This window comes from Cupriavidus sp. SW-Y-13, assembly GCF_009793345.1.
Lineage (GTDB): Bacteria > Pseudomonadota > Gammaproteobacteria > Burkholderiales > Burkholderiaceae > Cupriavidus.
Genome location: NZ_WHLX01000001.1, coordinates 2239341 through 2261682 on the forward strand (window position 1 = coordinate 2239341; position 22342 = coordinate 2261682).

Annotated in this window: 21 protein-coding genes, 2 tRNA genes and 1 pseudogene; 11 read left to right on the top strand and 13 right to left on the bottom strand. The window is 62.2% G+C overall.

The annotated features are described in order from the left end of the window. Positions 1–209 precede the first annotated feature (209 nt). Both aceE and GA566_RS09955 read right to left on the bottom strand, forming a co-directional pair. Positions 210–2906, bottom strand: coding sequence for a pyruvate dehydrogenase (acetyl-transferring), homodimeric type (gene aceE, locus GA566_RS09950; protein WP_160472656.1), 2697 nt, complete (start codon positions 2904–2906; stop codon positions 210–212). Between the two features lie 161 nt (positions 2907–3067). Next, positions 3068–3592, bottom strand: coding sequence for a MarR family winged helix-turn-helix transcriptional regulator (locus tag GA566_RS09955; RefSeq protein ID WP_160472657.1), 525 nt, complete (start codon positions 3590–3592; stop codon positions 3068–3070). A 170-nt stretch (positions 3593–3762) separates the two neighbouring features. On the opposite strand from GA566_RS09955, the gene GA566_RS09960 reads away from it, so the two are divergent. Then, positions 3763–4245: a YkgB family protein gene (locus GA566_RS09960; protein ID WP_237380299.1), complete on the top strand. Its 483-nt coding sequence runs from the start codon at positions 3763–3765 to the stop codon at positions 4243–4245. A 314-nt stretch (positions 4246–4559) separates the two neighbouring features. Here GA566_RS09960 and GA566_RS09965 read toward each other — a convergent pair whose 3' ends face one another. Next, a complete protein-coding gene (locus GA566_RS09965) occupies positions 4560–5771 on the bottom strand; it encodes an NAD(P)/FAD-dependent oxidoreductase (RefSeq protein ID WP_160472658.1) in 1212 nt (403 codons plus the stop codon). Positions 5772–6002: 231 nt separating this feature from the next. On the opposite strand from GA566_RS09965, the gene GA566_RS09970 reads away from it, so the two are divergent. Genes GA566_RS09970 through GA566_RS09980 form a run of 3 tightly spaced genes read left to right on the top strand, consistent with a single transcriptional unit; the run spans position 6003 to position 7101 of the window. After that, positions 6003–6191, top strand: coding sequence for a hypothetical protein (locus tag GA566_RS09970; RefSeq protein ID WP_160472659.1), 189 nt, complete (start codon positions 6003–6005; stop codon positions 6189–6191). Positions 6192–6211: 20 nt separating this feature from the next. Further along, on the top strand, positions 6212–6655 hold the full coding sequence (locus GA566_RS09975; RefSeq protein WP_370459283.1) for a cupin domain-containing protein: 444 nt from the start codon (positions 6212–6214) through the stop codon (positions 6653–6655). Beyond that, positions 6652–7101 (top strand): carboxymuconolactone decarboxylase family protein, encoded by a 450-nt coding sequence (locus GA566_RS09980; protein WP_160473271.1) that lies wholly within the window; start codon positions 6652–6654, stop codon positions 7099–7101. The genes GA566_RS09975 and GA566_RS09980 overlap by 4 nt, the downstream gene beginning before the upstream one ends. A gap of 57 nt (positions 7102–7158) precedes the next feature. Here GA566_RS09980 and GA566_RS09985 read toward each other — a convergent pair whose 3' ends face one another. The 3 genes from GA566_RS09985 to GA566_RS09995 all read right to left on the bottom strand — a co-directional run bounded on the left by GA566_RS09985 (position 7159) and on the right by GA566_RS09995 (position 9062). Then, a complete protein-coding gene (locus GA566_RS09985) occupies positions 7159–7554 on the bottom strand; it encodes a cupin domain-containing protein (RefSeq protein WP_160472660.1) in 396 nt (131 codons plus the stop codon). 42 nt (positions 7555–7596) lie between these two features. Continuing rightward, positions 7597–8016 (bottom strand): organic hydroperoxide resistance protein, encoded by a 420-nt coding sequence (locus tag GA566_RS09990; protein WP_137924870.1) that lies wholly within the window; start codon positions 8014–8016, stop codon positions 7597–7599. 80 nt (positions 8017–8096) lie between these two features. Then, positions 8097–9062 carry an alpha/beta fold hydrolase gene (locus GA566_RS09995; protein ID WP_160472661.1) on the bottom strand — a complete coding sequence of 322 codons (966 nt, stop codon included), beginning with the start codon at positions 9060–9062 and terminating at the stop codon, positions 8097–8099. A 240-nt stretch (positions 9063–9302) separates the two neighbouring features. Here GA566_RS09995 and GA566_RS10000 point away from each other — a divergent pair, with 240 nt between their 5' ends. Beyond that, complete coding sequence (locus tag GA566_RS10000) at positions 9303–9779, top strand: DUF6130 family protein (protein ID WP_160472662.1); 477 nt, start codon at positions 9303–9305, stop codon at positions 9777–9779. Between the two features lie 40 nt (positions 9780–9819). Further along, positions 9820–10284 carry a MarR family winged helix-turn-helix transcriptional regulator gene (locus GA566_RS10005; RefSeq protein WP_137924872.1) on the top strand — a complete coding sequence of 155 codons (465 nt, stop codon included), beginning with the start codon at positions 9820–9822 and terminating at the stop codon, positions 10282–10284. A 59-nt stretch (positions 10285–10343) separates the two neighbouring features. Here GA566_RS10005 and GA566_RS10010 read toward each other — a convergent pair whose 3' ends face one another. The 5 genes and pseudogenes from GA566_RS10010 to GA566_RS10030 all read right to left on the bottom strand — a co-directional run bounded on the left by GA566_RS10010 (position 10344) and on the right by GA566_RS10030 (position 15072). Beyond that, the gene (locus tag GA566_RS10010; RefSeq protein ID WP_160472663.1) at positions 10344–11585 is read right to left on the bottom strand and encodes an MFS transporter; all 1242 of its coding nucleotides are present in this window, start codon (positions 11583–11585) and stop codon (positions 10344–10346) included. Between the two features lie 123 nt (positions 11586–11708). Continuing rightward, entirely contained in the window at positions 11709–12782 is a 1074-nt protein-coding gene (locus tag GA566_RS10015) for an ATP-binding protein (protein WP_160472664.1), read from the bottom strand. Then, positions 12779–13514 (bottom strand): annotated as a pseudogene (locus tag GA566_RS10020) (response regulator). The gene GA566_RS10015 and the pseudogene GA566_RS10020 overlap by 4 nt, the downstream one beginning before the upstream one ends. A 136-nt stretch (positions 13515–13650) precedes the next feature. Next, positions 13651–13727, bottom strand: a tRNA-Arg gene (locus GA566_RS10025). A 73-nt stretch (positions 13728–13800) separates the two neighbouring features. Continuing rightward, on the bottom strand, positions 13801–15072 hold the full coding sequence (locus GA566_RS10030; protein ID WP_160472666.1) for a GGDEF domain-containing protein: 1272 nt from the start codon (positions 15070–15072) through the stop codon (positions 13801–13803). 431 nt (positions 15073–15503) lie between these two features. Here GA566_RS10030 and GA566_RS10035 point away from each other — a divergent pair. Then, positions 15504–15580: transfer RNA gene (locus GA566_RS10035), tRNA-Pro, on the top strand. A 120-nt stretch (positions 15581–15700) separates the two neighbouring features. Here GA566_RS10035 and GA566_RS10040 read toward each other — a convergent pair. Then, a complete protein-coding gene (locus tag GA566_RS10040) occupies positions 15701–15910 on the bottom strand; it encodes a hypothetical protein (protein ID WP_137924195.1) in 210 nt (69 codons plus the stop codon). A gap of 571 nt (positions 15911–16481) precedes the next feature. Between GA566_RS10040 and infA the strand changes: the two genes are divergently transcribed. The 3 genes from infA (at position 16482) to GA566_RS10055 (ending at position 18453) form a co-directional block, all read left to right on the top strand. Then, on the top strand, positions 16482–16703 hold the full coding sequence (gene infA / locus GA566_RS10045) for a translation initiation factor IF-1 (protein WP_008641674.1): 222 nt from the start codon (positions 16482–16484) through the stop codon (positions 16701–16703). A 194-nt stretch (positions 16704–16897) separates the two neighbouring features. Beyond that, positions 16898–17374 (top strand): histidine phosphatase family protein, encoded by a 477-nt coding sequence (locus tag GA566_RS10050; protein WP_160472667.1) that lies wholly within the window; start codon positions 16898–16900, stop codon positions 17372–17374. A gap of 233 nt (positions 17375–17607) precedes the next feature. Then, positions 17608–18453, top strand: coding sequence for a GNAT family N-acetyltransferase (locus GA566_RS10055; protein ID WP_137924197.1), 846 nt, complete (start codon positions 17608–17610; stop codon positions 18451–18453). Between the two features lie 78 nt (positions 18454–18531). On the opposite strand, the gene ppx is transcribed toward GA566_RS10055, so the two are convergent. Further along, positions 18532–20064: an exopolyphosphatase gene (gene ppx, locus GA566_RS10060; RefSeq protein WP_137924198.1), complete on the bottom strand. Its 1533-nt coding sequence runs from the start codon at positions 20062–20064 to the stop codon at positions 18532–18534. A gap of 120 nt (positions 20065–20184) precedes the next feature. Here ppx and ppk1 point away from each other — a divergent pair, with 120 nt between their 5' ends. After that, on the top strand, positions 20185–22305 hold the full coding sequence (gene ppk1 / locus GA566_RS10065; protein WP_160472668.1) for a polyphosphate kinase 1: 2121 nt from the start codon (positions 20185–20187) through the stop codon (positions 22303–22305). Positions 22306–22342 lie beyond the last annotated feature (37 nt).

Here is a 22342-nt window from a genome sequence, read left to right on the forward strand (position 1 = left end):
AGCCTACGATAGATTCCCCTATCCTATGTTTTGGCGTGCCCGGGCTATACCATCGCATAGGAAGGGAATAACGTCCCCCGGCTCATCGAGTCCACACTGATCCGGCCACTGCTGCACCGAAGGAAGCTCGAGGCGCCAAGAGGTTCCGCATGCTCTCGTGGATACTGATTTCCTGCGTTTCGGGGAACAACGCAGCAACCGTATGCCGATCAGGCATGCAACGGGTTCGGCTTCTCCGGATCGATGCCGTACTTGCGAATGGCTTCCGATACGCGTTCGACAGGGAGGGTTCCCTCATCCGCAAGCGCCTTCAATGCGGCAACTGCGATCCACTGACGATCTACTTCGAAGAAATGCCGCAATGCCGCGCGTGTATCGGAGCGCCCAAAACCGTCGGTGCCCAGCACGATGAATTTCTGCGGCACATAGGCGCGGATCTGATCGGCCAGTGCACGGATATAGTCGGTCGCCACAACGACCGGTCCGCGCGCATCGTGGAGCAGTTGCGTCACGTGCGGCACGCGGGGCGGCGCCTCGGGATGCAGCAGGTTGTGTCGTTCTGCCGCGCGGCCGTCGCGCGCAAGCTCCGTGAGTCCTGGCACCCCCCACACGTCCGCAGCCACGCCCCAGTCCTGCTGGAGCAATGCGGCTGCCGCGATCACCTCATTGAAGATCGTGCCAGCACCCATCAACTGCACGCGCGGTACGGATGGCGCGGCCTGCGACTTGCTGAACGCATACATGCCCTTGAGGATATGCTGCGCCACGTCCGGTCCCTCCGGCATGGCCGGCTGCGCATAGGATTCGTTCATGACGGTGATGTAGTAGTAGACGTCTTCCTGCTCCTGCACCATCCGGCGCAAACCATCCTGCACGATCACGGCCAGTTCGTATGCGAACGACGGGTCGTAGCTGATGCAGTTCGGCACTGAGGACGCCCACAGCAACGAATGTCCATCCTCGTGCTGCAGGCCTTCGCCATTGATGGTGGTCCGTCCCGATATGCCTCCGAGCAGGAACCCTCGCGCGCGCATGTCGGCTGCTGCCCAGGCGAGATCGCCCACGCGCTGAAAGCCGAACATCGAATAGAAGATGTAGAACGGCACCATGGGTTCGCCATGCGTGGAATAGGACGTTGCCGCCGCGATCCAGTCCGCCATGCCGCCTGCCTCGTTGATGCCTTCCTGGAGGAACTGGCCAGTGGCCGACTCCCTGTAGGACGTCAGCGCGTCGGCATCCTGCGGGGTATAGCGCTGGCCGTCCTGATTCCAGATGCCGATCTGCCGGAAGAGCCCTTCCATGCCAAAGGTGCGCGACTCGTCCGGCACGATGGGCACGATGCGTTTGCCCAGTGCCTTGTCGCGCAGGAGCGTGCCAAGGATGCGTACGAAAGCCATGGTGGTCGACATGCCCCGCCCTTCGGGGGTGGCCTTGAGCAGCGCGTCGAAGGCCGACAGGTCGGGCACCGGCAACGATGCGGCTTTCTGCCGACGCGCAGGCAGGTAACCACCCAGCGACTGGCGACGTTCGCGCATGTACGTGAGCGCCTTCGATCCTTCAGGCAAGCTGATATACGGCACGTCCTCGATATCCGCATCGGCAACGGGCAGCGCGTATTTGTCGCGCAAGGCCAGCAGGGCCTCACGCTGCACCTTCTTCTGCTGATGATTGACGTTCGAGGCCTGCCCCTGGTCTCCCATGCCGTAGCCCTTGATCGTCTTGGCGAGAATCACGGTCGGCACGTCGCGGCTGTGCGCCGCCTCCGCGAATGCCGCGAACACCTTCTCGGGATCGTGGCCCCCGCGGTCCAGGCTCCACAGATCGTCGTCGGTGTAGTCGGCCACCAGCGCCTTCAGCGCCGGTGTATTGAAGAAATGCTCGCGCAGGTAGGCGCCGGACTTCGAACGGTAAGTCTGATATTCGCCATCGACCACTTCCATCATCCGTTGTGCCAGCGCCCCACTTGTGTCGCGTGCAAACAAGTCGTCCCAGCGACTGCCCCACAGCACCTTGATCACCCGCCATCCGGCCCCCAGGAAGATGCGTTCGAGCTCCTGCACGATCTTGCCGTTGCCACGCACGGGCCCGTCCAGGCGCTGAAGATTCGCATTGACCACGAACACGAGATTGCCCAGGCGTTCGCGGGCCGCCATGCCAATTGCGCCGAGCGATTCGGGCTCGTCCATTTCGCCGTCGCCAAGGAAGACCCACACCTTCCTGTCGTCGGTCTTCGCAATGCCACGCGCCTGCAGGTACTTCATGAAGCGGGTCTGATAGATGGCCATCAACGGACCCAGTCCCATCGATACCGTGGGGAACTGCCAGAAGTCCGGCATCAGCCACGGGTGAGGATAGGACGACAGCCCTTGTCCGCCCACCTCGCGCCGGTAATTGTCGAGCTGCGCCGCATCGAGTCGGCCCAGCAGGAACGCCCGCGCGTAGATGCCCGGCGACACATGGCCCTGTACGAAGATCAGATCGCCGCCGTGCTCCGGCGTGGGAGCGCGCCAGAAGTGATTGAAGCCCACGTCATAGAGCGTGGCTGCCGAAGCGAACGAAGCGATATGCCCGCCAACATTGGAAGTCTTCCCGGCGCGCACCACCATCGCCATGGCGTTCCACCGGGTATAGGCACGAATGTGGCGCTCGAGCTCGCGGTCGCCCGGCATGCGAGGTTGCTGGTCGACGGGAATGGTATTGACGTACGGCGTGCCGGCGGAATGCGGCTGCATCTGGCCGCGCAGGCGTGCATGCGCCATCTGCCGCTCGATCAGGTAGTGCGCACGGGCGGGACCGACATTGCCAAGAACGCCGTCGAGCGCCTCCAGCCATTCCGCTGTTTCCTGCGGGTCATCATCCCGAGGATCATTGGTCGTTGCGATGTGATCAAGTTGCGCGGCAGTCATGGCAGGTCTCCTTCGGTGCTATCCGATGAGACCAGTGTAGGCCATAACTACGACTTGTACAGTCGGCGTTATTAGACGAATGCTTCGGGTGATCCGGGCATGGCTCATGAGAAGGGCCAGGCAAGGACCTTAAGTCCGCGATGTCGCCTGCCGCGCTGCGCTCAGGCGCGTGGGCAGAGCATGCCGAATGCATCCATCGGGCAATTGGCGCACGCGTCCTGATTGCACAGGCGGCATACGCTCATCGCCGACGTGGCATCGCTCGGCATGCTGACAAGCATCGTCTCCACCAGCCGCTCCAGCACCGCACGATCCGTGGACGACACGTGGCTCAATACCGACTCGATCGCGGCGCGGCGCCCTTCCAGGATGGTGGCCCGCTCCGTCTCGCCCGCCGCCGTCAGGTGCAGGGCGATGGCCCTGCGATCGCTTGCGGCGGGTGTGCGTTGTGCAAAGCCGGCTGCGACGAGCCTGTCCACCATACGCACCGCGCCAGGATGGCTCAGCCCGGACACCTTGCCCAACTGGTCGATGGACAATCCCGGCGCGTGGCCGATCACGATCAACGCGGCGGCCGCCTCGCCGCGCAACGATGTGCGGTGATCAACGGCTGCGTGAATCCGATCGGAAAGCCCTGTCGCCAGGGCACCGAGCATGTTTGCGAGTCGCGAAGGGTCCTTCTTCATTTGTCCTTGCTCCGAGTAAAAGCGTATCCTATTATATGCATGACTCATGCATATATGTAAGAGTTTTTGTGATGAAGGTGCAACACCTTCGAAGTTGGTTGCTGGACAGCCTAGGCACTCAGCGATTGACGTACATCCCTAATCTGTTCAGGAGCAACACCATGCACTCGATGTCTTCCTTTGCCGCGACGCATCCCCAGGCTGCCGTTCACGACCGTACGGTCTTCCTGTTGCGCTGGTCTCTCGTGGTTGTCTTTCTCTGGTTCGGTGGAATGAAGTTCACCCTTTACGAAGCGCAAGGCATCGCGCCATTCATCGAGCACAGCCCGTTCATGAGCTGGTTGCACACTGCCTTTGGAATACGCGGTGCCAGCGCCGTCATCGGCACGCTGGAACTCGCAACGGCCGCCGCGCTGGCCGTTGGCGCCTTCCACCGGGGCGTTTCCGTGCTGGGTGCCGCGATGTCCTGCGCCACCTACGCGATTACGTTGACGTTCTTCTTCACGACGCCTGGTGTCGCCGAGCCCACTGCCGGCGGATTCCCCGCCATTTCGGCGCCGATCGGTCAGTTCCTGTTGAAGGACCTCGTGCTGCTGGCTGCGTCTGTCGTGCTGCTGCAATCCTCCCTCGCGCACTGGAAAGCCCGCGCGTAACGCCCGCACTTTCTCGATGACGATGGCGCCTCACGGCGCCATTTTTGTTTGGCTATCTGCGTGAAATATTTCCCATATCAGCATGGGCGTGGAGTGTGCTCTGCACTGTCTGCTCTTCGCCGCGCGTACCGTGGAGGCGCTGCCCGCCGCGTATGACTGCCCTGGTGGTGCAGGGGTTGGTTGAGCAATCGCGCGGCAGACCGGCGCAGTATCCGATGAGGAAGCAGATAAAGAAGCGGATGATGGAGCGGATGAAGGAGCCAAACAAGAAGGGCGATCCCGGAGGATCGCCCTTCTTCTCTTCTTGCAGCCGATCAGGCCACGACGATGCGGCGTGGGTCGGCCGAGGCCAGGGCCTCGGCGCGGTTCGCGCTAGGCGGGTAGATCCATTCCGTGTTGATCTTCGTTTTCAGCGCCTTGGCCTCGGCACCGGACAGCTTCACCTGACGGTCCCAGCCTTCGGTGTACACCGCGCCCCATGGGCCCAGGTCGAGGCACGTCACGTACTTCGGCTGGCTGTACGGGATCGGCGGGTGGCCCAGCAGGTCGGCTGCCACGTTGTGTCCCGCCGAGCGACCGAGGTTCATGGCGTGCTGGCAGGACATCATGGTCACGTTGCCTTCGTCGTCCGTGGCAGCACGGGCTACGTCCCCTGTCGCGTAGACGTGCTCCACGCCATCCACCTTCAGATTGCGGTCAACATGAAGGCGGCCGAAATTGTCGCGCTGCGCGGGAATCTGGTCTGTCAGCGCACTGGCACGTGCACCGGCAGTCCAGATCACGGTGTTGGCATCGATGCGTTCCCCGCTCTCCAGCGTGACGCCGTTCGCGTCAACCGATGACACACCGGAACCCAGCTTCCACGTCACGCCCAGTTCGGTCAGGGCCTCGGTAATCACCGGGCGCGGACCTTGTCCCAGATCCGGGCCGATCTCGCCATTGCGCTCCACCAGAATGACACGCACTGTGGTGTCGGCACCCAGCACTTCACGCAACCGCGCCGGCATCTCGGCCGCCGTCTCGATACCGGTGAAACCAGCGCCGGCAATGACCACGGTATTACGCGCGATGCTGTCGGGGCGGTCTGCCAGAGCGTGCAGATGCGCTTCCAGCCGCGAAGCATCTGCCACCTGATCGACATTGAAAGCATGCGCATCCAGGCCGTCGATGGCCGGGCGGAACAGCCGGCTGCCCGCGGCCAGCACGAGCCGGTCATAGTCCAGGGTCTGGTGCGACGTATCGGCGCCTACACCCTTCACTTCCACCTTGCGCGCTGCCACGTCGATGCGCTCGACAATGCCCTGCACGAAACGCACGCCAGTGGCGGCAAAGATCTCGAGCAGCGGCGCCTTCATCTTCAGCGGGTTCTGTTCATAGAGCCGAGGACGCACATGGAGCGCGGGTTCCGGCGCAACCAGCACGATTTCCACATCGGTGCGCGCGGCCTCGTCGAGCAGACGGGCCGAAGCAAGGGCGCTCCACATGCCGGCAAAGCCGGCGCCAATAACAAGAATGCGTTGGGACATCTCTACTGCTCCTGATTGGATCTTTACTGCACTGACCAGCGGCGGCGCCGCCTGCGTCTCCGGGTCGCGTCATTCGCCGCGCCTTAACTACGATTGTATGAGTCGTAGTTAAGATGAGCAAGAAATTTTTGGAACGGGTTTAGCGACGCCATCCTCTACTTGCAGCATTCCGGCGGATCGACTATCTTTATCTCCGACTACATTAGTCGTAGTAAAGAACTGGAGTTGATCATGAGATGGTTTGGTTGGGTAGGCGTGCTGGGCACGTTGGCTGTACTGGCTACCGGCATCGCCACATGGGCTGCAGCCGACGGTGCGCTTGCGCCGCAGGGCGCGCATGGGGTGCTTCTGGGTGCGCAACATGCCGATGGCACGAATGCCGCCAGCCAGGCATCCGGGCCTCCCTATCCGGTGACCTGACCGCCTCTGACAACCCGAACATGGAGATCGAGATGAAAATTGTTTCCTCACGCATGCTGGCGCCGTTATTCATGGCGGCCGGCCTCATGCTTGCCGGCGGTGCGATCGCACATGGCACCGGCGAGACCGTCACACCAAATTTCTCACGCGCCATTCCCAATATCCCGGGCAAAACGCTGATCGCGGTGGAGGTGAACTATGCGCCGGGTGGCGCATCACACCCGCACCGGCACGCCGGGTCTGCATTCATCTATGCCTACGTCGTTTCGGGCAGCATCGTCAGCAAGGTCAACGATGGCCCCGAACGCGTGTACAAGGCGGGTGAGAGTTTCCACGAAGACCCGGGCTCGACCCATCCGGTCAGCCGGAATGCCAGCAAGACCCAACCCGCGAAGCTGCTGGCCGTTTTCGTGGCCGATACCACGGACACCGAACTCACCACCAACCTTGGCACCAAGAACTGATCATGCGTATCGACTACACCCAAACCTCTCCAGCCGGCGTCAAGGCGCTCGGCACGGTCTACGGCTACATCACCCAGTCCGGGCTCGACGCCGTGCTGGTGGAACTGACCTACCTGCGCATCAGCCAGATCAACGGTTGCGCGTACTGCCTGGACATGCACACGCGCGAACTCACACGCAAGGGTGTTGACGTGCAGAAGCTCGCACTGGTGCAGGTCTGGCATGAAGCCGGGAATCTGTTCACCGAGCGCGAGAAGGCCGCGCTGGCCTGGGCGGAAACCGTGACACGCGTCGCCGATACCCACGTGCCCGACGAAGCGTTTGCAGCGGCCGCCGCGATCTTCGAAGAGAAGGAACTGGCAGACCTGACCATCGCGATCGGCCTGATGAACGCGTTCAATCGTCTCGCCATCAGCTTCCGGCGTGCGCCAGCGCAAGCCGTGTAACGACGAAATGCCGACGCCCGCCGCATTGCGACGGGCGTCGGGGCAAAGCGCGAAGCCTTACTTTGACGGCGTTGCCAGCGGCGCGCCCTTCTTCACGATGTACGTCGCCAGCTCCGATGATTTGCCGCTCCCCACGTTGCGGGCGGAATGTGCCATGCCCGCGGGAATGAACAGCGCCTGACCGGCCTTGAGCGTCACGGGCGGACTATCACCAAGCTGGTACTCCAGCGTGCCCTCCAGCACGTAAGCGATTTCCTCGCCCGGATGGGCGTGTTTGGGTGCAAATGCGCCAGGTTCAAAGTCCACGCGGACCTGCACCCCTTCGAGAAGCGGCGTGCTCAAATCGTGCTTGACCAGATCCGTGCGATGGATGCCAGGCGCCTGCGCCTGGGCGGTCGAGAACGCCATTGCGCCAGTGACCGCAAGCGCTGCAAGTGAAAGAGTCTTGTTCATGATGGTCTCCAATGGATGGGATATGCGATGCGGTGCCACAGGTCAGACGACCTGTATTTCCACGTCGATGTTGCCGCGCAAGGCTTTCGAGTACGGGCAGATCTGATGCGCGCGCGCCGCCAGGGAACGCGCAAGGTCGGTATCGATACCCGGCAGGGACACATTGAGGCGAGCCGCCAGCAGGAAAGCGTCGCCAGCGCGGCACAAATCGATTTCCGCTTCGACCGCCGCATCCGCAGGCAGGGTGATATCGGCAGCCTGCGCCGCCTTGCCGATCGCGCCGAGGAAACAGGCAGACCAGCCGGCACCCAGCAGTTGCTCTGGATTTGTGCCGGGACCGTTGCTGCCCGGTCCGGAAAGCTCGACCGCGAGACGGTCATCGGAACTGCGGGAATGGCCGTTCCGACCTCCCGTCGTGCGGGTCTTGCCGGTGTAGATCACGGTATCGATAGCTTGCGTCATGAATTTCAGGGATGTCAGGAGTGTTCGCCACTTGTGGAATGCGACGGACCATGGTGGCGACACGGACCGCGCGAGGTAGCTCAAGGACGGAAGGCGTCGCGGACTTCGTCGATGGTGTCGCCTGGACGCTGGAGGTGCGGGTAGTGGCCCGTGGCAGGCAACAGCCGCAACGGCACGGCGGTCCTCCGCGAGAACTCGACACCCATCTCCTTGTTGATATAGATGTCCTGTTCACCCCAGACAACACGCACCGGCGTTTTCAGCTTCGGCAGTTGCGCTTCCAGTACATGCTGGTCTCGCGTGAAGTGCGCGTAGTAGTGTGCAAACGCATCGGCGGACGAAAGGTGTCCGTTCTGCCAGCCGCGTGCCATGTCAGCCTGATACTCGGCATCGAGCGCATAGCGTTGCGCTTCCGGCAATCCGCGCGTGAATGCGTTCTTCAGTATCTCGTCGCGCGAGGCATTGAAGGCCTTTCGCACTGCGTCGGCAGATGCGGGTTCCTTCAGCGCCTGCAGACGCTCCTGCATATACTGCGGCCGGTCGAACGGTGCAAAATCCCCGACAACGATCATGCGGGCGATATCCGGCCGATCGACGGCAGCAAGCAGCGCTGGCAAGGCGCCGATATCGGTCGCGTAGATCACCAGGCGGCTACCGCCGATGCCTGTCGTGTCGATGTAGCGCGTGAGGACCGTGGCGTAGTCGCGAGGCGCGTAGGCGAAACGCTCCACAGGCGGACGCGAAGATTCGCCGAATCCGGGCCAGTCGAAAGCATGAACTTCGAAATCCCGGCCGAGCGTCCTGGCAATCGCTTTCCAGGCAAACATGGTCTCGGGAAAGCCGTGCAGGAAAAGCACGGTGCCCTTGGGCGCTGACGGCCGGACCACCATGTGTCGCAAACGCAGATCGGCACCCACGTCCACATTGCCGACTTCGAATGCGACTTCGGCAACGTCATGTGACGCAGCGATGGCGGTGGAGGCGCTGCTCATCAGCGCTGCCGACACAGTGGCAACAGTTGCCACCATGCTGGCTGACCGACGCATTGCTGATCTCTTACCCATCTCCACTCCTCCTGGCACCAGGGAAGGTGCACGATATGTTGCATATGCAGCATTAGAGCCAGCCGATGTATCTCTCCTGTAAGGGTGAGCCGGTCAAAACGTATCGTTATGTGTGCAGGAGTCAGACGGATACATGCCTGTACAAAAAGCCAGCGCGTCTACTATGGCTTCAAGGCATCATCGGCGCCCGTTGGAGTTGTTGTCCGTTTCCAGGAGTCAGACATGAGATCCCTCGCCCCCCTATTTGCTGCCGCTATTCTCGCGGCCGTGCCGATCCATACCATCGCGCAGACTGCTGCCGACGCGATTCGTCCACCGGCTGTCTTGCCACTGGATGCCGAGCCGGCGCCACGGATCGTGGCGTACTCAGCGTTGCCGGAACCGCTCGCAAGGGGTGTCGTGATCGTGCAGTTCCGGACCGAGAATTTTCGTGTGATCCCGGTGTTCGGCAAGGGGGCTACGCAGGTCTCGCCGCGCGTCGGCCATCTGCACGTGACCGTTGACGATGGTCCGGCCACATGGGCACACACCAGCGAGGATCCCATCGTCGTGGTGGGATTGCCGCCGGGACCGCATCGGGTGCGCCTGGAACTGGCCGACCCGACACACAAGATTCTGGCCACGGAAACAGTTGCCGTGACCGTGCCCGATACACGGTCGCCGAACACTCACGCGGCACCGCCAGCACATCGGCACTGAGTACGGTACGCTGGCGGTACATCCCTGCGTCACACATGACATGACTTCCGGAAAACGTTCCCCGTCTGGCACCACAGGCGCCGATATCTTTCAGCACTGCGTGATGACGCGCGCCCGGCAAATCTCGCGCGTGCTGACCGCCACCTACGATCAGGCGTTGCGCCCATTCGGCATCAACGCCACGCAGTTCACGCTGCTGGTGCTTGTTCATGAACTGGGGCCCATCAGCCGCGCTGATCTTGGACGACGGAATCATCACGATCGATCCACACTGACACGCAACCTGCAGCCCCTGCTGACGGAGGGATGGATTGCCGAGGACGTGGCAGAGGCCGCCGATGGCCGGTCGCGTCCGCTCTCAGTGACCCGCGCCGGAAAACTGGTGCTGAAGGACGCTGGGCCGGCGTGGGCAGAAGCACAGGCGATAGCTACAACGCTGATCGGAGCGGACGGCGTCAGGGCCATCATGGGGATTGCGGGAAAACTCCCGAGGCGACATGGATAACCCAATGCAGGATTGAAGCGCGTGCTGACGGCTCGCCCGCACCTTCGCGTCGTCAGCCGTCAAGCATTGTTCGCCGCGTGGATCGGCTCGGCTGGCCGGGCGAGCGTCGTAGAGAGAAACCCGGTTAGCACGACGCAGCCCGCCAGCGTTCCCATCAATACAAAGGCCCACCGAACCCCCAGATACTCCGCCAGCGGTCCCGCAATCAGAAGTCCCACAGGTGCAGCCATTCCCATCACCATGTTGAGCAGGGACAGCACCCGGCCTTGCAGGGCATTTGGCACTCTGGTCTGCAGGAGCACGACAAAAGGACCATCGCCCGCCGCGAACGCCAGTCCGCTCACTGTCCACCAGAATACAGCCGGCCAGAACAACGTAGCGGGGGTAAGGGCCGTCAGCGCCAGCGTGAAACACGACACGGCAAACCCGAGGATTACCCATCGCACAGGATTGCGGGGAGCCAGCGCGGCAACGGCGATGCCTCCCAGCACCATGCCAGCGCCGGTCATTCCTTCCATGATGGCCACTTCGGCAATGCCGCCTGCAAAGTGCTCCTTCACGAGAAGCGGCACCATCGTGTAAGTCGGCATGACGATGAGCGTGACGCCTGCCAGCAGGAAGTACAACCATCGAAGGGTGGCATCGCGCCATACGATACGGACGCCATCCAGAAAATCCGCAAACAACGTGGCCCGTTGGGGCGCTCTCCCCTGCGGTATCTTGAAGACGAGCAGAGGCAGCACGCCGAGCACCGCTGTCACGGCGTCGATGGCGAGCGCCCACCCGAAAGGCATGAGGCTCATCGCCAAAGCACCTAACGGCGCGGCCGCCACAAGGATCACGCCTTGCAGTGCCTGATTGAACCCTGCGGCGCGCGGCAAGAAGCTGGCTGGCACCAGGAGCGGCGTGCTTGCAGCCAGCGCGGGCGACTGGAACGCTTGCATCGCGCTGCGAATCGCCATCATCGTGTACACGTGCCACAACTGTTCGTCGCCACTCAGGAACAGGGCGATCAGCACGAGCATGCAGGCCGCGCTGATGAGGTCGGATGCGACCATGAGCGCGCGCCGGCTGAAGCGGTCTGCAAGAATGCCACCCACTGGAGAGAGCAGCGCCTGGGGAAGCAAAGCCGCCAGGCCCGCAGTGGACAGTGCCGCCGCACTGCCCGTCGTATCGGCAATCCACCAGAGCAGGACAAACTGGCTAAGCGCAGACCCGATCAGAGAGAACGCCTGACCGGCGAAGACACTCCAGTAACGCAGCTTCCACGCTGCCTGCCCATGCGTTTGTGTAGTTGACAAGGCCAATACGTCCAATGCTTGCTTGAACGCGAGATTCTCTCTGATGGCCTTCCGGCTTCAGTGGAGACGGGATGGAGATTTCGTGGAGGCGCAAAGCGCCCCAAGGCACACGGCAACGCCACGTCATGCGCGGAACGGCAACGCTTGTGGCCAGCGCATTTCAAAAGCGCAGCCTCCGCCTGCGGGCAATTCGCAGATAACGGTTCCTGAATGCGCATGGGCGATAGCCGCCACCACCGCCAGGCCGAGGCCACTGCCGCTGCGGTGCGCTGTGCGCGCCACCCCGGCACGGCGGAAGGCAGAGAAAACATGTGCCGCCTGCTCCTGTGGAATACCTGGACCATGATCGCGAACACGAAGATGGCAAGTGCCATCCTGAACAAACGCCTCAATCTGCACGATACCCGGGCCGGCATACCGGCGCGCGTTATCCAGCAATGCCAGGAGTGCCTGACGAATCCGAAGGGGATCGCCAAGAACGGACGGCGCCGTCACTTTCACCACGGGCACCTGATCCGCAGATGCCAACTCGTTGCCGAAGAACTCCAGGACCTCGCCAATCTCCGCCTGCAAGTCCATATCCTGCACATGAAGATCGAGATGGCCACTCTCCGCCAGGCTGATCACACGCAGATCCTCGATCATGCGCGAGAGTCCCTCCACATGCGTGAGCAGACCACGGAACAAGGCTTCAGTCGGTGGGAACACACCCTCGGCAAGTCCTTGCAGTCGGCCCCGCAGAACGGTGACCGGTGTCCGAAGCTCATGCGCCATTGCGGCGTTCCAGAATGTCTGCTCTTCGGTAACCCGCTGCAGCCTGGCCGCCAACGCATTGAAATCGTCGGCCAGCGAAGCCGCCTCTCCGAGAGACCGATCACCCGCAACGGCTCTCGCGGCAAGATCGCCACGGGAGACCCTTCGCATGCTGTCGGCCACGGAGTTCAATGGGACCAGGATCTTGCGCGCCAGCTTCCTTGCCACCGCCATGGCAACCACCGCGCCGAACAGGAACGTTGCACCCAGCCAGACCCATTCCGGACCACTGGGCAGGACAGCCGTCTCATCCACCCGCTCGGGCCAATACGTCATCATGACGTAGTAGAAGATGTAAGACGTGGACACGACGACGAATGTCATCCCCAGCGAGACCGCTGTCATCCACAGAGATATCTTCCGACCCAATCCGACGAGCTTCACTCAGAGCTCCAGCAACCGGTAACCGACGCCGCGCACGCCCGTGGGAACGCCACTCACGCCACACTCCTCCAATTTTTTCCGCAGCTTGCTGACATGGCTGTCAACCGTTCGCTCCAGCGCATCGCCTTCGGGCAAGCACGTGGAAAGCAGTTCTGCCCGACTGAACACCCGTTTCGGATACCTGGCAAGCTGCGCAAGGATCCTGTACTCGGTGAGCGTGAGACTCAGTACATGCCGCGCGTTGCCCGATTGGACAACGGCTTCATGCTGATCGAGATCGATCTCGAACGGCGGAACGCGCAGCACCCGGCTCGTCTCCGTCTCGGACGCCGTCCTGGCTCGACGCAACACAGCCTGCACCCGGGCGACCACCTCGGCCGGATTGAATGGCTTGACCACGTAGTCATCCGCACCGATGCGCAGACCCATGAGCTTGTCGATATCCTGGTCGAGCGCAGTGAGCATGATCACCGGCGTACTGCCCCGATGGCGTAGCTCGGAGAGGACCTGCCATCCGTCTGCCAACGGCATCTGTACATCGAGGAGCACCAGATCCGGCTTCAGGGACAGGTGGAGATCCAGTGCGCGTCGGCCGTCTGCGGCATGCACCGTACGCAAGCCACTGCGCGCACAGTAGGCGGCAAGAATATCGGCAATGTCCGCGTCGTCCTCGGCAACAAGAATCAGAGGCTGCGGTCCGGCTGGAAGTCCTGATTGCATCTTCCGCTCCATAGACTTCGCTCTCCATCGAATCCTCCATACTAGTTCAACCGTGAGTCGAACGATGGCGGATAGAAGCGACGGATAAAGTTGGGCGAGACGTCTGTGGACCGAGCCCGTACGAAGGGCGCGAATCCCTCTAGATGCGTGGCCCGCCCTAGAGGATTCGAACCTCTGACCGCTCGCTTAGAAGGCGAGTGCTCTATCCAACTGAGCTAAGGGCGGATTGGCCGTTTATTGGCATGCCGTGGCGGCAAGGCGTGCATTCTACCCCACTGTCGGCGCGTCCGAAATCTGATCAGATCGACTCGCGCTCCCGCACGCGGGGGCGACGCGGCATGCCGACGGATTCGGCCGTATCGTGCGACGAGACGCAATTGCGGCCCATCTGCTTGGCATCGTAGAGCGCGCGGTCGGCGCGGCGCATCACCGCATCGGCATTTTCACCAGCCTGCCGTTCCGCCATGCCGATACTGACTGTGTAGGTAATAGGATCGGGATCGGACGGACATGGCGTGCCACGCACCAGCGCACTCAGGCGGACACTGATGGCCCGGCCAGTCTCCAGCGTCGTGTCGGGCATCACGATCGCAAATTCCTCGCCACCCAGGCGACCCAGAATGGCATGCTCCGGCGCGGCCTTGCGCAGCATGCCGGCAAAGTGGCGCAGCACGCTGTCCCCGGCCAGATGCCCGTAGAGATCGTTGATCGCCTTGAAGTGGTCGAGGTCGATAAACGCCACGGTACAGGGGGCGCGTTGACGTTCCGCCTGCTTGCACGTGACTTCGAGTTCTTCCCAGAAGGCGCCACGCGACAGCACATCGGTCAGGTCATCGTGGCGCGCCCGGCGCTCGATGATCCGGCGCAACCGGTCATGGGCCATCAGTGCGAAACTCACCGACAATCCCACCACCCCGAACACGAACCAGACCGTGACACCATCGCGCTGCTCGACCAACGGCAGCGGATGCCCGTCCACCAGCGTCGAAAGTGCCGGCCAGGCCTGCGCGCCTGCCAACACCGCGCATGTCAGCGCCACCAGCACCAGCGACAGCAGCGCAAGGCGGCCGGTGCCATGCTTGCCAGGCAACCTTGGCACTGTGACGCGCAGCAATTCGAGCAACAGCAACACCTGAACCACCGACGCGACCAGCGTCAACCCAGCCACCGCAGACGGCGCCGAGAGTCCGGCATTTGCCAATGAGCGGGTCGATACGAACTGTGCAATACCCTGGCTCCCATGCAGCGCCAGCGCGGCAAGGCCGGGCAGGTTCAGGACGGCAAGCATCAGACCCCGCCCTGGCTTGCCAACGAAATGCCGTGTCCCATAGACCATCATCGAAAGCCCGGCAGTCAGCGCCAACTCGGGCAACGCCGTCACCGGCCATTCAGGCCGGTAGGCATGAACCGCCAGCAGGATCACTGCCAGCGTCACGATCAGGTCGCCGACGGCCCACGACGTGAGCCCGCTGCGCGCCATCCCTGCCGAGCGCCGCAACACGGCACAGACGATCGCCATCTGCAGCGCAAACAAGCCTGCGATCAGCACTACCACCTGCGACTGAAACATCTTCATTCCCGTTCACAAAGGCATCGCCGGCGCTCCGCACGCACCCGCCAGCCTTCTGTTTCGCGGCCTGCGAACGGCCGTTCTGTGTTGTTTCCGCAGGTCCGGTTGCCCCGAATGCCGTCGATGCGCACGCATCGGGCGGGGCAATGCTCAGGCACGGCGCAGTCAACGCTTCGCGAGCGCTGCTGGCATGCCATTGTTCTGTTGATCGGGACCAGGTCCGGGTGGGCACTGCTATGCCAGGCGCGAAGCGCCGGGTCGGACCGATACGGTGTGCGGATTATGTCAGCGCGCCGCACCAAGTCAAGCCAAAACAGCCCCGGCTGAAGCAGGGTGCGCCCATGCGCCCCAGCCGTCACAACACCACCACATCCGATCTCTTCGAATGGCAATTGACCTGCGAGGAACAATCGCGATAGAATCGCCGGCTTCGGAGCGTAGCGCAGCCTGGTAGCGCATCTGATTTGGGATCAGAGGGTCGTAGGTTCGAATCCTATCGCTCCGACCAGTATTTGCAGTGGTAAAAGGCAGTTGAAAAAGGGCTCACGCTGAAAGGCGTGAGCCCTTTTTTCTTTTTCCCCTCTCGCTTCAATCCGCAACTGCTCGGAACTTTGCCTGGCGAGGCCTACTAGGACACCAGGCGCGGCGCAAAATCCTCGCTCTTCCTCACCACCACCGGCGCCTCCAGCTCCTCGATATGCGCCTCCAGCAGTCGCATCTGTTTGCGCAAATCGGCAGCCCTGAACAAGTCCCAGACCGCGCAAATGGCGCCGACGCCATACCATTCGATCGGCGCGCCCAGAAAGATGCAGGCCAGCAACGCGAAAATCGCGCTCATTGTGTTTTCCCCGTATTCCGTATCGTTTTAATATCAATGCTCGCGGGAACCCCCGGGCGCCGCGATTCTGCCCCAATGGCATTACGGAAACCACCACGGGTTTCTCGTCCAGACGGTGGATTGCGGCGAGTTGTCCGCTTCCAACCATGACGATGGATGGCCTGCCTGCCGTTGTCGGGCCTGCGAAAACTGGGATCGACGTGCTACAATCGCGCGTCAGTTCGGGGTATCTGAGCATGCCCTGTAACCGGGAGCACGCCGCCTGGCATGCTTGAAATTTCCCGGAAACACCTTGCCCGCTGTCCCCGTGATGTCACGTCCGCGCCGTTTGCTTGCGCGGCTGCTTGCGGCAAGGCAATCGTCTGGGAAATCCGCGCCCCGTCACGATTTACCTGACCCGTCCGGTTGAAGTGCGTTTAGCCTCCAGCCTGACCCGTCGACTTGCCTTCGTTTGGTTGTGCGCGGCTGCCGCCCGATGCGGCGATGCCTGTGCCGCACGGCAAGCCCTGGCGCCTACAGGATACTCACTAACTTCATGCAGCCACGGCTGGCTGCCAGAAAGGAAAACAGATTGGCTAAGGAAGAACTCATTGAATTTGGTGGCGTGGTTTCGGAAGCCCTGCCCGATAACCGTTATCGCGTCACGCTGGAAAACGGTGTGGAAATCTGGGCGTACGCCTCGGGCAAGATGCAGAAGCACCGCATCCGCATCCTGGCCGGTGACCGCGTCACCCTGGAAATGTCGCCGTACGACCTGACCAAGGGCCGTATCAATTTCCGCCACAAGTCCTGAGTTCGCCGGCTCGGTTCTGATGGACGATGCCCCGCTGACACGCGGGTGACATCGCCACTGCCGACACTGACGGGCTACCCGTGGGTCATGCGCCCTGGGTAGCCCGTTTTGTTTTTTGTCGCCGTATCTTGCGGCCGCCAGGACGCCTCACCATACTCGAAACACCCAAGGAAGCCCGAGGAATTCCCTCCCTTATGAATCTGATTCTGTGGCGACATGCCGAAGCAGAAGACTTGCCGGATGCCCTGAGCATCTCGCGCAGCGCCGATTTGCAACGCCCTCTCACGCGCCGCGGGCGCAAGCAAGCCGAGACCTCGGCAGCATGGCTACGCGCCCACCTGCCCGCCGACTTCCGCGTGGTTTGCAGTCCGGCATTGCGCACACGCGAGACGGCGGCCGCGCTGTCGGGCAACGTGGAAATCATCGACGCCCTTGCACCTGGCGCCGATGTGGGTGCAGTGCTGGCTGCCATCGACTGGCCACAGGGGCACGAGCACACGGTGATCGTGGGTCATCAGCCATGGATTGGCCAGCTATGCAGCCTCCTTCTGGCGGGCCAGGAAATGAACTGGAGCGTGAAGAAAAGCGGCATCTGGTGGCTGGCCGGACGTACGCGCGAGAGCGAGGCGCAGGTGGTGATGCGCGCAGTGATCCAGCCCGATTTCCTCTGAACGTCCTCCCCTTCCGAGACGAAGCCTCATCGGAAGGCTCGTCATCGTTTCGCCACAAGATCGTCACTTTCGGATTTCGGCCATAGCCTGCAACGCAGGTGTGGCCTAAGGTGAACACACACGCGCCCCTTGCCGATTTGACGGTCACGGAATGGTCATCATCGGTTCACGGCGCTGTCACCCGGCCTCTCTACATTGTTTCGAAGCCGTTTCGTCACCAAAAGGACATACTGATGCGAGACCTTCCGACGCCTACCCAGCCGCTTTTCGACTCCTTGCCCACTGGCCTTTCCGGCCAGTCGGCGCGGAGGCGTCTTCCTCGTCAGCCAGCACAACACCAAACCCAGATTCAAGCTTCGGCGCCTGCTTTCAGCGTGGCGTGGGCACGTCACCAGGACGAAGTAACGGAGGCCCAGCGCCTGCGCTACAAGGTCTTTGCCGAGGAAATGGGTGCTCGGCTGAATTCGTCGTCTGCAGAAACAGACGTCGACATGTTCGATGCCTACTGCGACCACCTGATCGTCCGCGATCAGGAAACGCTCAAGGTAGTAGGCACGTACCGCGTACTGCCGCCGCACCAGGCCAAGCGCATTGGCTGCCTCTACGCCGAATCCGAATTCGATCTCGTCCGCCTGGCGCATCTGCGGCCGAAGATGCTCGAACTGGGACGCTCCTGCGTGCATCGCGACTATCGTTCGGGCAGCGTGATCATGGCGCTGTGGGGTGGACTGGGCGAATATCTCCAGCGCTACAACCTCGAATCGATGCTGGGTTGCGCCAGTGTGCCGATGAGCGATGGCGGCCACTATGCAGCCAGCCTCTATCGCCAGTTCGCCGAGAAGTCGCTGGCGCCGATCGAATACCACGCTTTCCCGCGCCTGCCCCTGCCGGTGGACGACCTGAACCAGACGCTCGACGTGGAACCGCCGGCACTGATCAAGGGTTATCTGCGCCTTGGCGCGAAGATCTGCGGTCTGCCCGCATGGGATCCCGACTTCAACGTCGCAGACTTCCTGACGCTGCTCCGGGTACGCGATATGAACCCGCGCTATGCACGGCACTTCCTGGGCTTGAAGTAAGCCGCACTGGCATCGAAGAAACGGCAACGGCGACCATTCGGTCGCCGTTTTTCATTTCCCTTCCCGATATGGCCGAGGTCAGACGTACACGACCTTGTACCGCTTGCCAACCCGCTCCCACTCGTCGGCTTCCTGCGCGAGGCTGTACTCGACGAGCGGATTGGACTCGATCCAAGCCTTCGGCAAACGCACCTCGAAGCCCTCGTCGAGTTCATCGGAACGCTGCTTCACCTGGATGTCCGGCAGCTTCATGTCGCCACGCCGGCGGCACAGAACAAACGCCAGACGCAGGCTGAACAGCATGCGCCAGTCCACGAACCTGCCGCTGCCCGACAGCTTGCCGAGCTTGCCCGCATGGCCCAGCAACAGGGTGGCAAGGCGCGCCTGATCGGTCTTGGAGAAACCCGGCATGTCCGCGTGCGTGGCGATATAGGCCGAGTGCTTGTGATATCCGCTATGCGAGATCGACATGCCGATCTCGTGAAGGCTCGCCGCCCATCCCAGCAGGGCGAGATTGTCTTCGCGGCGCTCGTGGCGCGGCTCCGGAAACTGCGCAAGGAGTTCGCGCGCAGCGTGTCCCACTCGCGTCGCCTGCGCGCGGTCCGTGGCGTAGCGGCGCATGAACTGGTCCACCGTCACGGTGCGCATGTCTTCGTGGTGGCTGCGTCCGAGCAAGTCATAAAGCACACCAAGGCGCAGCGCGCCGTCGGTCACGTCCATGCGGTCGATATCGAGTTCGGCAAACACGCCGAGCATGATCGACAGCCCGCCCGGCAGTACCGGAATGCGGTCGGCCTTCAGGCCGGTCAGCTTCACGCGATTGGTATTCTCGGCCTTGATCAGCGCGCGCTTCAAGCGCTCCAGCCCTTCCCGCGTGATGCCGTGCTCGGACGGACTCTCATTCATCCCGTTGAGTTCGATCAACTCGGCCAGCGCACGCGCCGTACCCGAGGACCCCACCGCTTGTTGCCAGCCCGCCGACTTGTACTGGCGCACCAGCACCTGAATCTCGCGACGCGCGGCAAGTTCGGCCTGCTTCATCGCATACTCGTCGACATTGCCGCTCGGAAAGAACTGGCGGCTATGCGAGACGCATCCGATATACAGGCTTTCCATCAGCTTGGATTGATAGCCGCTGCCAATGATGAACTCGGTGGAGCCACCGCCGATATCGACCACGAGTCGGTTACCCTGGCAAGCCGGCGCATCATGCGAGGCACCCAGATAGATCAGCCGGGCTTCTTCCCGTCCGGCGATCACTTCGATGGGGAAACCCAGCGCATGTTCGGCTTCGATCAGGAAATCCGAGGCGTTCTTGGCCACACGCAGCGTGTTGGTGGCCACGGCCCGCACCTGCTCGGGTGCGAAGTCGCGCAGGCGGTCGCCAAAGCGGCGCAGCGCGTCGATGCCGCGTCGGCGCGCGGGCTGGTCGAGGTATTTGTCCGGCGTCAGGCCAGCAGCCAGGCGCACCGGCTCGCGCAGGGCATCGACCTGAAAGATCTGACTGGCCGGGCCGGACGCGGTCGGGGTCTCATCCACCCGCCCGATCATCAGGCGGAAGCTGTTGGAGCCCATATCGACGGCGGCCAGCAAGCGAGGAGTTTGTGTCATTGCGTACGTATTGCACAGGATGAGCCCCATCGGAACCCAGGGGCCAAAACCTGAAAGATTATGTCTCTGTCATGTCCACATCATGACAAAATCAAAGTGTCATCAATTTGACACGATTCTATGAAAAAGTCGCCATATCGCCAAAATAAGGTCATTGACATGTCGACGACACCGCCCGGCACGCTGTTGAACCGCGAGCTGGGCATTCTGGAATTCAATTCGCGCGTTCTTGCGCAAGCCGCCGACCCCAATGTTCCGTTGCTGGAAAGGCTGAAGTTCATCTGCATCGTGTCCAGCAATCTGGACGAGTTCTTCGAGATCCGCATGGCCGGGCTGAAGGAACAGTTGCGGGATAACGCGTCGGGCCTCACGCCCGACGGCCTCTCGGTCCAGCAGGCCTACCAGCTTGTCACGGAGCGCACCCAGCGGCTGGTGGCCTCGCAGTATGACATGCTGCAGAACGTGATTTTCCCCGCGCTGGAGAAAGAGGGGGTGTTTTTTCACCTGATGAACACCTGGACCGATGCACAGCGTGCATGGGCTCATGATTTCTTCGTGCGCGAACTGGGACCGGTGCTGACGCCGATCGCACTGGACCCCGCCCATCCCTTTCCGCGCGTACTCAACAAGAGCCTGAACTTCATCGTCGAGCTCTCAGGCAAGGATGCCTTTGGCCGCAATGCTGACCTGGCCATCGTACAGGCACCGCGCGCCCTGCCCCGCGTGGTCCGCATGCCCGAAAAGCTGTCCGGATACGCATACGGCTTCGTGATGCTGTCGTCATTCATGCAGGCGTTTGTCCACGAACTGTTTCCCGCCATCGACGTGCAGGGCTGCTATCAGTTCCGCGTGACGCGCAACTCGGACCTCTTCGTGTCCGAGGACGACATTACCGACCTGCGCGAAGCCCTGCAGGGCGAACTGCCCACGCGCCATTTCGGCGACATGGTGCGGCTGGAAGTCTCGTCGGACACGCCGCCCGCGCTGTCGCGTCGCCTGCTGCTGGAATCCGGGCTGACCGAGCAGGACTTGTATCGCGTCAGTGGTCCGGTGAATCTGGTGCGGTTGATGCAGATTCCCGACCTCGTGGATCGCCCTGCCCTGAAATATCCGCCGCACGTGCCGGCGCCTGTGAAAGCGTTCCCGCCAGGCGCCAATATGTTCGACGTGATCCGGCAGCGCGACGTGCTGCTGCATCATCCGTACGAGAGTTTCTCGTCGGTGCTGGACCTGTTGCAGGCTGCCGCCAACGATCCGAACGTAGTGGCGATCAAGCAGACCGTGTATCGCACCGGCAATGAATCGGCCGTCATGGAAGCGTTGATGACCGCTGCCCGCAACGGCAAGGAAGTCACGGTCGTGGTGGAGTTGCTCGCGCGTTTCGATGAAGAAACCAACATCAACTGGGCAGAACGGCTCGAATCCGCTGGCGCCCATGTGGTCTACGGCGTGGTCGGCCACAAATGCCATGCGAAGCTGTTGCTGGTAGTGAGACGCGAACCCGCCGGGCCCAAGGCCAAGCAGGTGGTGCTGCGCCGCTATGCCCACCTTGGCACCGGCAACTATCATCCGCGCACCGCACGCCTCTACACCGACTTCGGGTTGCTGACGTCGAATGAAGAGGTCTGCGAAGATGTGCATCATGTGTTCCAGTTGCTCACGGGCACGGCCGGCACGATCCGGCTGAACCACCTGTGGCAGTCGCCGTTCACGATGCACAGCAACCTGATCGACCATATCCGCGCCGAGGCCCGCCATGCGCGAGCCGGCAAGCGCGCGCGCATCATCGCCAAGATGAACGCCCTGCTGGAGCCGACGATCATCGACGAGCTCTACAAGGCGTCGCGCGCAGGCGTGAAGATCGACCTGATCGTGCGCGGGGTCTGCGCACTGCGTCCTGGGGTGCCAGGACTATCGGAAAACATCACGGTGCGATCGATTGTCGGTCGATTCCTGGAACACCACCGCGTCTACTATTTCCATACGGGTGGCGACGACGTGCTCTATCTGTCGAGCGCCGACTGGATGGACCGCAACCTGTTCCGCCGCGTGGAAGTCGCCTTCCCGGTACTGGACCGCACGCTGAAGGCGCGGGTCATCAAGGAAGGGCTGCAGGTGCATCTGCGCGACAACGCGTCCGCCTGGATCATGCAGCCCGACGGCGAATATGTACGCAAGCCATCGCGTGCCAAGGCGCAGCGGGTAAGCCAGATCGAGTTGCTGGCGACGTTTGGGAACTAACGGAAGGGATTGTGTTTGCTCCCCTCTCCCACACAGT